At 33.9% G+C, this 12,496-nt stretch carries 12 protein-coding genes; 8 read left to right on the forward strand and 4 right to left on the reverse strand.

The window, feature by feature from the left end; all coding sequences use genetic code 11:
* Positions 1-54 precede the first annotated feature (54 nt).
* The 8 genes from CELLY_RS02050 (at position 55) to CELLY_RS02085 (ending at position 8,952) form a co-directional block, all read left to right on the forward strand.
* On the forward strand, positions 55-846 hold the full coding sequence (locus CELLY_RS02050; protein WP_013619990.1) for an IclR family transcriptional regulator: 792 nt from the start codon (positions 55-57) through the stop codon (positions 844-846).
* Between the two features lie 194 nt (positions 847-1,040).
* Positions 1,041-2,057: a zinc-dependent alcohol dehydrogenase gene (locus tag CELLY_RS02055; protein WP_013619991.1), complete on the forward strand. Its 1,017-nt coding sequence runs from the start codon at positions 1,041-1,043 to the stop codon at positions 2,055-2,057.
* 23 nt (positions 2,058-2,080) lie between these two features.
* A complete protein-coding gene (locus CELLY_RS02060; RefSeq protein ID WP_013619992.1) occupies positions 2,081-2,851 on the forward strand; it encodes an SDR family oxidoreductase in 771 nt (256 codons plus the stop codon).
* 15 nt (positions 2,852-2,866) lie between these two features.
* Entirely contained in the window at positions 2,867-4,267 is a 1,401-nt protein-coding gene (locus CELLY_RS02065) for a sulfatase (protein WP_013619993.1), read from the forward strand.
* Positions 4,268-4,281: 14 nt separating this feature from the next.
* Positions 4,282-5,736 (forward strand): aldehyde dehydrogenase, encoded by a 1,455-nt coding sequence (aldA, locus tag CELLY_RS02070; RefSeq protein WP_013619994.1) that lies wholly within the window; start codon positions 4,282-4,284, stop codon positions 5,734-5,736.
* A 22-nt stretch (positions 5,737-5,758) separates the two neighbouring features.
* The gene (locus CELLY_RS02075; RefSeq protein WP_013619995.1) at positions 5,759-6,850 is read left to right on the forward strand and encodes a mandelate racemase/muconate lactonizing enzyme family protein; all 1,092 of its coding nucleotides are present in this window, start codon (positions 5,759-5,761) and stop codon (positions 6,848-6,850) included.
* 11 nt (positions 6,851-6,861) lie between these two features.
* Entirely contained in the window at positions 6,862-7,905 is a 1,044-nt protein-coding gene (locus CELLY_RS02080; protein WP_013619996.1) for an aldose epimerase family protein, read from the forward strand.
* 33 nt (positions 7,906-7,938) lie between these two features.
* Entirely contained in the window at positions 7,939-8,952 is a 1,014-nt protein-coding gene (locus CELLY_RS02085) for an L-rhamnose/proton symporter RhaT (protein WP_013619997.1), read from the forward strand.
* Between the two features lie 136 nt (positions 8,953-9,088).
* Here CELLY_RS02085 and CELLY_RS02090 read toward each other — a convergent pair whose 3' ends face one another.
* From CELLY_RS02090 to CELLY_RS02105, 4 genes are all read right to left on the reverse strand, one after another.
* Positions 9,089-9,430 carry an L-rhamnose mutarotase gene (locus CELLY_RS02090; RefSeq protein ID WP_013619998.1) on the reverse strand — a complete coding sequence of 114 codons (342 nt, stop codon included), beginning with the start codon at positions 9,428-9,430 and terminating at the stop codon, positions 9,089-9,091.
* Position 9,431: 1 nt separating this feature from the next.
* Entirely contained in the window at positions 9,432-10,772 is a 1,341-nt protein-coding gene (gene fucP / locus CELLY_RS02095) for an L-fucose:H+ symporter permease (RefSeq protein ID WP_013619999.1), read from the reverse strand.
* 94 nt (positions 10,773-10,866) lie between these two features.
* Positions 10,867-11,658: an SDR family oxidoreductase gene (locus CELLY_RS02100; protein ID WP_013620000.1), complete on the reverse strand. Its 792-nt coding sequence runs from the start codon at positions 11,656-11,658 to the stop codon at positions 10,867-10,869.
* Positions 11,659-11,668: 10 nt separating this feature from the next.
* Positions 11,669-12,496, reverse strand: a complete 828-nt coding sequence (locus CELLY_RS02105) for an amidohydrolase family protein (RefSeq protein WP_013620001.1) — start codon at positions 12,494-12,496, stop codon at positions 11,669-11,671.

The following is a 12,496-nucleotide window of genomic DNA, read 5'->3' on the forward strand; positions in this document are numbered from 1 at the left end:
GTACGTGTAGTTTAATAAATAATAGTAATTTTACAGTATAAAAGCATACCGGTAATGAGTAAACCAAAGGAAGTTTTAAAATCTGAATACAATGTTCCTAATTTAGAAAGAGGCTTAATGGTTATAGAAATATTAGCCACTAAAAAAGACGGTTTAACGCTTGCAGAAATTACAGAAGCACTAGACCTTACAAAAACCACTGCTTTTAGAGTTGTAAGCACGTTAATTTTTAAAAATTACTTGCAAAAAAACGAGACCACTAAAAAAATTACACTTTCTAGAAAAATGCTTACACTAGGCATATCTGCAATGAACGAACAAAGTATTGTAGAAATGTCTATAGATGTTATGCGCGCCTTAAGAGATGAACTAAAGGAATCTGTAATGCTTGGAGTTTTATTAGACACTAAAGGCACAATATTAGAGCAGGTATCATCTTCCTATCCTGTAAAATTATTTGTAGAACCAGGTACACAGTTTAATTTACACAGTTCTGTTGGCGGAAAAAGTATTTTAGCTTTTTTACCTAAAGAAGAATCTAATAGCATTTTAAAAAAAATTAGTCTTACTAAATACACAAAAAACACCATTACATCTAAAAAGGAGTTTAAAGAAACGCTAGCCTTGGTTAAACAAAATGGTTATGCCATAGATAACGGTGAAGATATACAAGGTATACACTGTATTGGTGCACCAATATTTAATGAGTCTGGCTACCCTGTTGCTGCACTCTGGATTACAGCTCCACACGGTAGACTACCACATGAAGAATTTCATAAAAAAGGACAAATTGTAGCAAAATACGCCTTAGAAATATCTGTTAAACTTGGTTTTATTTCTCAATAAAAGCAATCTTCATTTTGTAAAATATTAACCTTACAAACATTCTACAACCCTTATTTTAAAAAGGGTTTACTCCTACTTCATTATATTTTAACACTTTACCTCTAATTTATGTTTAATTAGATGATAAATAGTTTATAAAAAAATGTATATTTGTTTCAAATATGAAACTAGTTTACTATTTGAAACTTAAATAAATGATAGCAACACAATATAAAGGCAATAAAAATTTTGCTGTAATTGATAAAAAAATTGAAGAACCCAAAGATGATGAGGTTCGTATAAAAGTAGCCTATTCTGGCGTTTGCGGTACAGATGTACACATTTATCATGGTATGATGGATAAAAGAGTTTCTATACCGCAAACAATTGGCCATGAAATGTCTGGTGTTATTGATGTTGTAGGTAAAAATGTAACCAATTTTAAAGCAGGAGAAAAAGTTGTAGTAAGACCTTTAGATGACAGAAAAGTAAAACCTTCTGATAAAGGGTTTAATCATATCTGTGAGGACTTAAAATTTATTGGTATTGACAGTCCTGGTTCTATGCAACAGTACTGGAACGTACCTGCGTTTGTTTTACACAAGCTAAAACCAGAAACAGATTTAAAATTAGCTGCGCTAATTGAGCCATTGTCTGTGGCAACACATGATGTACGCAGAAGCGGACTAGTTAAAGGTGAAACTGCTGTTGTTTTAGGTGGCGGGCCAATTGGTATGTTGGTTGCTATGGTTGCTAAGGAAGTTGGCGCACAGGTTATAATTTCTGAAGTAAACCCTACAAGAATTAAAATGGCAAAAGACCTAGGTTTTGACGCTGTTAACCCAACTGAGGTTGATTTAGTAGCATACGTTAAAAGTAAAACAGAGGACAAAAGAGCAGATGTTGTTTTTGAAGTAGCTGGCGTACAACCTGCTTTAGATATTATGTGTGAGGTTGCAGGTATTAGAGGCAGAATTTTAATGGTTGCTATTCATGGAGATAAAAAACCTGTAGATCTTTTTAAGTTTTTTTGGAAAGAATTGAGCTTAATTGGTGCTAGAGTTTATGAAAAAGAAGATTATGAAAAATCTATAGAGCTTATTACAGAAAACAAACTTCCTTTTGAGGCTATGATTACAGATGTACAGCCTTTAAGCAAAATTCAGCAAGTGTTTGAAAACATTGATAAAAACCCTTCTGGAATGAAAGTATTGATGGATTGCAGTTTATAATTTTTAAAGAAACAATATAAAAAATGAGTGTTTTAGATACATTTAAATTAAAAGGTAAAACAGCTTTAGTAACAGGCTGTAAAAGAGGTATAGGTAAAGCTATGGCTATTGGCTTAGCAGAAGCTGGTGCAAATATTATTGGGGTTTCTGCTAGTTTAGAATTAACCGGTAGTAGTGTGGCTAAAGAAGTAGAAGCAAAAGGCAAAAATTTTAGTGCTTATCAATGCGATTTCTCTGATAGAAAAGCTTTGTACACATTTATCAATCAGGTAAAAAAAGATCATCAACAAATAGATATTTTAATCAATAACGCTGGTACAATTTTAAGAGCTCCTGCTGTAGAACATCCAGATGAAATGTGGGATAAGGTAATTGAAGTAAACCAAAATGCACAATTTATACTTACCAGAGAAATTGGTAAAGAAATGGTTGCTAGAGGTAACGGAAAAATTGTTTTTACAGCTTCATTATTAACATACCAAGGTGGCATTACTGTTCCTGGTTATGCTGCAAGCAAGGGTGCTATAGGCCAATTAACTATGGCCTTTGCAAATGAGTGGGCAGGCAAAGGGGTAAATGTAAACGCAATTGCTCCTGGTTACATTGCTACAGACAATACTGAAGCTTTACGTAATAATCCAGAGAGAGCAGAATCTATTTTAGCAAGAATTCCTGCTGGAAGATGGGGAAAACCAGAAGATTTTGCTGGTCCTGTAGTTTTTTTAGCTTCTGAAGCTGCTAATTATATGAGTGGAGCTGTTATGCTAGTAGACGGCGGATGGATGGGAAGATAATTTAAAAAATATACAATGCATCATCAAAATATAAAAATAACGGTTCTCTTATTTGTTCTTTTAGAGGTGAGTTTACTATTTGGACAACAAAAACCCAATATTGTTTTTATACTTTCTGATGATGCTGGTTATGCTGATTTTGGTTTTCAAGGTAGTACTGAGTTTAAAACTCCAGAGTTAGATAAACTTGCAAAAAAAAGTGTGAAATTTACACAAGCATATGTAAGTGCAGCTGTTTGTGGACCATCTAGAGCAGGAATGCTTACCGGGCAGTACCAGCAAAAATTTGGTTTTGAAGAAAATAATGTACCTGGTTATATGAGTAGTTCTGGCTTACTAGGTGATCAAATGGGATTGCCCACAAACCAACTTACTATTGCAGACTATTTAAAAAAACAAGGATATACTACTGCCCTATTTGGAAAATGGCATATGGGTAACGCAGATCTTTTTCACCCAACAAAACGAGGCTTTGACGAATTTTATGGTTTTAGAGGTGGTTCACGTAGCTATTTACCATATGATAAAAACAATGTACTAACCAAAAATGAAGACAGATTAGAAAAAGGTTTTGGAAATTATTTAGAACACAAAGGCTATCTTACAGACAAATTAGCCAATGAGGCTATATCATTCATCAATAAAAATAAAAAAACTCCCTTTTTTATTTACCTGTCTTTTAACGCTGTACATACTCCAATGGAGGCTACAAAAGAAGACCTAAAGTATTTTTCTCATTTAACTGGTAAAAGAAAAACATTAGCTGCAATGACTTTAGCTATGGACAGAGCTATTGGAACTGTTTTAGATGAACTAAAAAAACAAGGATTAGATAAAAATACTTTAGTTGTATTTACCAATGATAACGGCGGACCATCAGATGCAAACCAATCTAACAATAATCCGCTTAGCGGCACAAAAGCTAACCATTTAGAAGGTGGTATTAGAGTGCCTTTTTTAATGTCATGGCCTGGTAAGCTTAAGAAAAATACAACTTACAACTACCCAATTAGCACCTTAGATCTTTTTCCAACATTTTTAAATGTAGCAAACGGAAACTCATCAAAATTAAAACAACTAGACGGTGTAGACCTAATGCCTTATGTAAAAGGAGAAAATAAAGAGAGACCGCATAAGGTTCTTTTCTGGAAAAAAGAAAACAGAGCCGCTATTAGAAATATGGATTGGAAACTAATACGATTTCCTGATAGGCCTGCTGAACTATACAATATAAAAAAAGATATTTCTGAAGTACATAACCTTGCTTATCAATATCCTAAAAAAGTTAAAGAGCTATACAAGCAATTATTTGCTTGGGAACTAACATTAGAAAGACCACTTTGGCAATTAAGAAGAGAGTTTGAAGGTTATGCTGCAAAACGCATGGATGCTTACAAAAAAACAAACACAAAATAATAATACCATACACTATGTCATCAACTAAAGAATACAAGTTATTTATTAACGGAGAATGGGTAACATCTACATCTGGCGAAACTATAGCTATTGTAAACCCATCTACAGAAGAAGTAGTCGCAAATGTACAAAACGGCACTGCAGAAGAAGCTTTAGAGGCACTAAAAGCAGCAGAAAAAGCACAAAAAGAATGGAAAAAATTACCTGCACGTTCTAGAGCAGATATGTTATATAAATTGGCAGATGAAATTGATGCCAATACAGAGCATTTGGCCCAACTATTAACCAAAGAACAAGGAAAACTTTTAAAGGTTGCTCGTTTTGAGGTTGCTGTTACGGCTTCGTTTATTAGATACGCTTGTGAAGGTGCTCGCAGAATTGAAGGTGATATTATTCCTTCTGATAACCCTAACGAGCAAATATGGATTCAAAAAGTTCCGCGTGGGGTTGTTGTTGCAATTACAGCTTGGAATTTTCCTTTGGCTTTGGCTGGCCGTAAATTGGGTCCGGCTTTGGTTGCTGGTAACAGCATTGTAATTAAGCCTACATCAGAAACACCGTTAGCAACTTTAGAGTTAGGAAATTTGGCTAACAACGTGGGTATTCCTGCTGGAGTACTAAATATTATAACTGGCCCTGGTAGAGCTATGGGTAATGCTTTGGTAGAAAGTCCTATTACTAAAATGGTAACAATGACGGGTTCTACACCTGTTGGTCAGCAAATAGCTAAAAATGCTGCAAATAACCTTACTCACGTTCAGTTAGAGCTTGGTGGTAAAGCTCCATTTATAGTTTTTAAAGATGCTGATATTGATGCTGCCGTTGATGCAGCATTACATTCTAGATTTGACAATTGCGGACAAGTTTGCACCTGTAATGAACGTATGTATTTGCATGAAGATATTTACGATATTTTTATGGAGAAATTTATAACAAAAACTAAGGCATTAAAAGTTGGTAATCCTATGTTAGAGGATACAGATATGGGACCTAAAGTAAATGCTGCCGAGTTAAAACATATGGAGCATTTAGTTGCTGTTAGTGTAAAAGAAGGGGCTACAATTGCAACTGGAGGAAAAAAACCAGAAGGAGCAGAATTTGAAAAAGGATACTGGTTTGAGCCTACCGTTTTAACCAACGTAACACAAGATATGACTATTGTTCATGAAGAGTCTTTTGGTCCTATTTTACCTGTTTTAAAGTTTAAAACTTTTGATGAGGTTATAGGTTATGCTAATGACTGTGAATACGGACTTGCTGCTATGGTTTTTACCAATGATATGAACACCATTATGAAATGTAATGACGAACTAGAATATGGAGAAATTTATGTAAATCGTGGTCACGGAGAGCAACACCAAGGTTTTCATAACGGTTACAAATTATCTGGTTCTGGTGGCGAAGATGGTAAATATGGTTTTGAACAGTATATGGAAAAGAAGACGTTTTACATTAAACATAAAGCTTAATAGCAACTTTTAAAGATTAAAAATGAGTACAAAAATTAAAAGTGTAGAAACTAAGCTTTTTAAGGTTCCGTTACCAGAGGTTTTAAATGATGCCAAACACGGAGACCACACACATTTTGAGCTAGTAACCACTACCATTACTTTAGAAGATGGCAGTACAGGAACAGGCTACACCTATACTGGCGGTAAAGGTGGGCACGCTATTAAAGCAATGGTAGAAAACGATTTTGCATCTGTTTTAATAGGTAAAGATGGTACAGACATAGATGGCTTGTATGATTTTATGGAGTGGCATATTCACTACGTAGGTCGTGGTGGTATTGCATCATTTGCAATTTCTACTATAGATATTGCTCTTTGGGACATTAAATGCAAAAAAGCCAACCTTCCTTTATGGAAAATGGCCGGCGGAACAGACAACACTTGTAAAGCATATTGTGGTGGTATAGACTTACAGTTTCCTATAGAAAAACTTTTAAATAATATGAAAACCTATTTAGCTAACGGATTTAATGCTGTTAAAATAAAAATAGGAAGAGAAAATTTAGAAGAAGATTTAGAGCGTATAAAGGCAGTAAGAGAATTTGTTGGTCCGGATGTAACTTTTATGGTAGATGCCAACTACTCTATGACTGTTGAAAAAGCCATAAAAGCAATTGAAGGTTTTAAACAATACAATATTACTTGGTTTGAAGAACCAATTATACCCGATAATTACAAAGGGTTTGCAGAAATAGTTGATAAAACAGGATTTCCTTTAGCTATGGGAGAAAACTTGCATACGATACACGAGTTTGAGTATGCTTTTAACCAAGCAAAGCTTTCTTTTATTCAACCAGATGCATCAAACTGTGGAGGAATTACAGGCTGGTTAAAAGCTGCACGTTTAGCAGACAAACACGGAGTTCCTGCTTGTTCCCATGGTATGCAAGAACTGCACGTGAGCTTAGTATCTGCACAACCAAACGCTGGGTGGCTAGAAGTACATAGTTTTCCTATAGATGAATATACTACAAGACCATTAGTAGTAGAAAATTATAGAGCTGTTGCTCCTAATACCCCTGGTACGGGAGTTGTATTTAACTGGGAAAAACTAGCGCCTTATCAACAATAAAAAATAATAGTATGAAACCAATAAAAAGCAATTTTGGATCTCTAAATGAGCAAGAAATAGATTTGTATACATTAAAAAATGCAAACGGAATGGTTGTTAAAATAACCAATTACGGAGCAACAATTACGTCTATACAAGTGCCTAATGCTAAAGAAGAATTAGTAGAAATTGCTTGTGGATTTGATACTTTAGATGGTTATTTTTCTGATGAATACAAAAATAATGCTCCTTATTTTGGAAGTACCGTAGGTAGGTACTGCTCACAAATTAAAGATGCTACGTTTATTTTAAACGGTAAAAAATATGAATTAGCAAAAAACTGTGGGCCCAATAATTTACATGGAGGTGCTGTTGGCTTTGATAAAAAAATATGGACAGTAGATACTACTTCTGCTAGTGAAAATAAATTAAAGTTATCTTTAGTAAGTAAAAATTTAGAAGAGGGCTTTCCTGGCAATGTTAATGTATCTGTAACATTTACACTAACAAATAGTAATGAGTTAACCATTAGCTACAGTGCTACAACAGATGCAGACACACCATTATCATTAACAAACCATACGTATTTTAACTTATCTGGCTTTACCACATCTATAGAGAACCATACTGCACAAGTATATACTAATAAACGTTTAAAAATAGATGAAACTGGTGCCGCAACAGGAGAAATAATAGATGTATCTAATGCTGTGGATGATTTAACAAAGCCTAAGAAAATTGCAGACGCACACAATGCAATGAATGACGGTTTTGAACATTTTTACGTTTTTGATACTACTGAAGATGAGGTAACAAAAGTAGCTACCATAGCTAATGAAAACGGACAATTAAGTGTTGATGTTTTTACTACAGAACCTTGCATGTTACTGTACACAGGTAAATACACCGCAGATAATCTTAAACGAGAAAACGGACTTAAATACGGAAAATACAAAGGATTTTGTTGTGAAACACACAGGTATCCTAACGGACCAAATATTAAAAACTCTCCAAAATCTATTACAAAAGCTGGTGAAAATTATAAGAGCACAACCGTCTTTAAATTTTCATTTTAACATAACTAATTCACTCAAAAAAACAACCAAACTATGACAGAAGGAGTATTACTAGCAATTTTTGCAGGATTAATGTTGGGCTTGTATGCCCTACCAGAAAAATTTACAAAAGATTTTAAGTACGAAAACACGTGGAGCTTATTCTTTTTACTTACCATGTTTGTGGTTCCTATAATAGCATCTGTATCACTAATAAAAGGATTTGGTGATATTTTTGGAAATATGCCAACAGACATATGGATTAAAATGGGACTTACCAGCTTTTTATGGGGAGTTGGTGTAATGATGTGGAGTAAAGCAATTAACCACATTGGCTTGTCCTTAGGCTTTTCTTTGTTTATTGGAACCATAATTTTGGTAGGTTCTGTATTGCCTTTTATTGAAGACGGCTTACCACCTACTAACAAACTAACCATTATTTTAATTGGCTTATTAGTTGTTTTAGTTGGCATTTTTGCTAACGGAAAAGCTGGTTTTATTAGAGAAAAAGTAGAGAAAAGCACAGAAGAAAATACCGCTAAAAAAGGATCTATGGCCACAGGTATTTTAATAGCAGTAGTCGGTGGTTTACTTGCTACAGGTTTTAGTTATGCTAATGCAGCAGGAAGACCTTATTTACACGAGGCTAGCCAAGCTGCAGGAAATGCAGAGTGGATAACTGCTGTTGCTGTTATGTTCCCAATTTTTATTAGTGGGGGTATTGTAATGACGGCCTATTTTTTATGGCAATTAAATAGTAAAAAAGCTTGGGGGGATTTTAAAACTCCAGCTTTTGGCAAAAACTTTGTATTAATACTAGTAATGGCATTTTTTCATTATGCTGCTTCTGCCCTATTCGCCTTTGCTGCCTACAAATTAGGAGCTTCTGGCAACACTGTTGGTTATGCCATTTTTAACACCTCATGTGTTGCCACTGCAATTGTAAGTGGTATTATTACCAAAGAATGGATTAACGCCTCTAAAAAAGCACGAAACTTTTTATACCTAGGTCTTAGCTGTATGGTAATTGGTATTGTAATAGTTGCATATAGCAACAGTATATCTTAAAAAAAATTAGAGTTAGTTTTTAGTTTTTGCAAAAAAGACCCGCAATTATGCGGGTCTTTTACTCTTTACTAAAAAAAATTAAACTGTTAGTAAAACAGCTTAAACACTAACAAAAAGAACTAAAAAAAACTAATTTTTACAATTGAAATATCTTCTCTAAAGCAATCCACTTTTCTCCTTTTTTTGCCCAAGGCAACTCTTGCTGGTACTTCCACATTAAGTTTTCCCACTCTTGTACTTTAGGATTATTAGCATCCATTTCTGCCTTTTTTTTGGCATTAAAAGTAGCATCTACCTCCATAATCATAAACATTCTATTGCCTGTAAGGTATATTTGCATATCTACAATACCTGCATCTTTTATACTCTTAGTAATCTCTGGCCAAGCTTTGCCCTTTGCGTGGTACGCCTTATATTCTTCAATAAGCTTAGAATCGTTTTTTAGGTCGCAAGAGTAACAATATCTTTTGGTTTGCATTTTATATTTTTTTTGAGGATTTATAGGTTACATAGCCGTAAGCAGTAACCACTGATAAACATATAAGTGGTAGTATAAATGAAAAGTTAATTTCTGGAATAAATCCTAATATTTTTACATCTGAAAAACCAGGACCGCCCCAGTCTAAAATTCCACCTTGTAAAACCGGCATTAAAGCACCGCCAACAATGGCCATTACCAAGCCAGCAGATCCTATTTTAGCCTCGTCTCCCATATCTTTAAGTGCTATGCCATAAATGGTAGGAAACATAATAGACATAAATAAAGATATACCCACTAAAGAGTACAAGCCTAATTGCCCTTGTAATAAAATTGCTCCTGCAGAAAATAGTACTCCGCCTAAACCAAATAATAACAGTACACGAGATGGGTTTAAGGTTTTCATTAAAGCTGTACCAATCCACCTGCCTGTTAAAAAAATAACCATAGCTGCTACATTATACCAAGTAGCCGTTAAGGCTTCATTTGCTGGCAAACCTTCATTTATATTATCTACGTATTGAAAAATATAGGTCCAACACATAATTTGTGCTCCCACATAAAATGCTTGAGCTATTACACCAAAAATGTAATTTTTATTTGAGAACAGTTTTTTAAAAGAATCTGAGATAGACATTTTATCACCATCTACAGATTTAGGAATTTTAATGAATAAAATAATTGCCATAATACATAAAACTACTACTCCAAGTATAATATATGGCACGCTAATTACACTTAAGTCATTTTCTCTAATTACCGCCTTTGCAGATGAGGATAACCCGTCATAAATTAATTCCCCTGCTTCATTTTTATCATCAGAACGTAGTGCAGAAATAACAAACTGTTGAGCAACTATCATTCCTATTAAAGAACCAATAGGATTAAATGCTTGTGCTAAGTTTAAACGTTGCGTTGCTGTTTCTTTTGCTCCTAATGATAAAATTAGTGGGTTAGATGTAGTCTCTAAAAAAGCTAAACCACATGTTATAACCCATAGCGATATTAAAAAGTAATTAAACTCCTGAAAAGCTGCTGCCGGATAAAATAAAAAAGCACCTATAGCATACAAGCATAACCCTAATACAATACCAGATTTATAACTGTATTTTCTTATAAATAAAGCTGCAGGTAATGCCATAAAAAAATAACCAAAGTAAAAAGCAAACTGCACTAACGATGCCTGCATATTAGACAATTCTGGCATTACTTTTTTAAATGCAGAAACCATAGGGTTGGTTAAGTCATTTGCAATTCCCCATAAAGCAAATAAAGAGGTTATCATTATAAAAGGAAATAACAATTCCTTTTTTACTATAGGTTTATTGTTGGTTGAGTTCATAATACAGGTTAATTACTTTAGTATAAAATTAAAAATGACAGCTGTTAAAAAGGGCTACTTCTGGCTTAAATAGCAGAACAAATGATTTTATGTGCTATTCTGTTAACAAAGACCTATCTAAATGAACATAACCACCATCTACAGTAATAAACTGTCCTGTTGTGTGTGATGATTTTGAAGATATTGTAAACAAACATTGGTCTGCTATTTCAGCAGGCATTGTCATCCTATTTTCTAATGGTATCTTTTTTACAATAGATTGAAGCTTGTCTTCTCCGTTTTCTAAGGTTTTAATCCAAGCCTCATAAGCAGGTGTCCAACTTTCTGCAATAACAATGGCATTAGAGCGTATGCCGTACTTAATTAAATCTACTGCCCACTCACGTGTTAAGCCAAACACACCTCCTTTAGATGCAGCATAACCAGATGTGCCTCCTTGGCCTGTAAGTGCTACTTTAGACCCTATATTTAAAATATTACCCTTGGCTTTTTTTAGCATTGGCAAACAGTATTTTGCCATTGCAAAATAACTTACCATATTAAGCTTAAGAGAATACATAAAATCTTCTATAGGAGCATTTAAACCTGCACCATCATTAACACCAACATTATTTATTAAGGCATCAATTTTACCGTATTTTTTTTCTATTATTTTAGCTGCTGCTTCAATTTGTATGTGGTCTGATAAATCTGTTTTTACAAACAAAGCATCTATACCCTTTTCTTTAAGTTCTTTTTCATATCCAAAACCTCTATCATTTCTACAAACTATAACTGGTATTGCGCCCTCTGCCGCTAAATGCTGCACTATTGTTTCTCCTATACTACCTTTTATACCTGCAGCGCCTGTTACTACAACTACTTTATCTTTTAATCCTAAATCCATTTTATATCTTTTATAAATTATAAAATTTTACAGCATTTAACCCAAGTATCTTTTCTTGATCTTCTGCACTCAATTGGGAAATAAAATCTGTAACTAACTCTTTTACTCTTTTATAGTTACCTGCTACTAAACACACAGGCCAATCTGACCCAAATAATAACCTATCTGCTCCAAATGCTTTTAAAACCAACTGCATATAAGGCTTTATAGTTTCTGATGTCCACGTTTTATAATCTGCTTCTGTTACCATACCAGATAGTTTGCAGTACACGTTTTGTTGGGCGCCAATTGCCAACATTAAGTTTGCCCAACCATCATAAAAACCATCTTTTATATATGGTTTAGCAATATGGTCTATAACAAAGTTTATTTTAGGGAACTTTTTCACAAACTCTAACACTGCTCCCAATTGATGGGGAAACACTAAAATATCATACGTAAAATTGTATTGTTCTAATTGAGCAATTCCGTTTAAAAAATTGGATCTTAATAAAAAATTATGGTCTGGCTCTCCTTGTACTACGTGCCTAAACCCTTTTATTATTTTTATTTTACTGTAATGATCTAAAACCTCATTTATGTTATCTGCTCTAAAATCTACCCAACCAACAATACCTTTTATAAAGTTATTTTTAGATGCCAAGTCTATTAAAAAGTCATTTTCTAGTGTAGTTTGGTCTGCCTGTACAGCTACACAACCATCTATATTATTTTCTAAATAAACTTTCTTTAGTTTAGCTGGCATAAAATCTTTTCTAATTACAGCCATAGTATCATCTATCCAACTATGTTTTGTTGGTTCATACTTCCAAAAGTGTTGATGAGCATCTATTATCAT

This window comes from Cellulophaga lytica DSM 7489 (assembly GCF_000190595.1).
Classification (GTDB): domain Bacteria; phylum Bacteroidota; class Bacteroidia; order Flavobacteriales; family Flavobacteriaceae; genus Cellulophaga; species Cellulophaga lytica.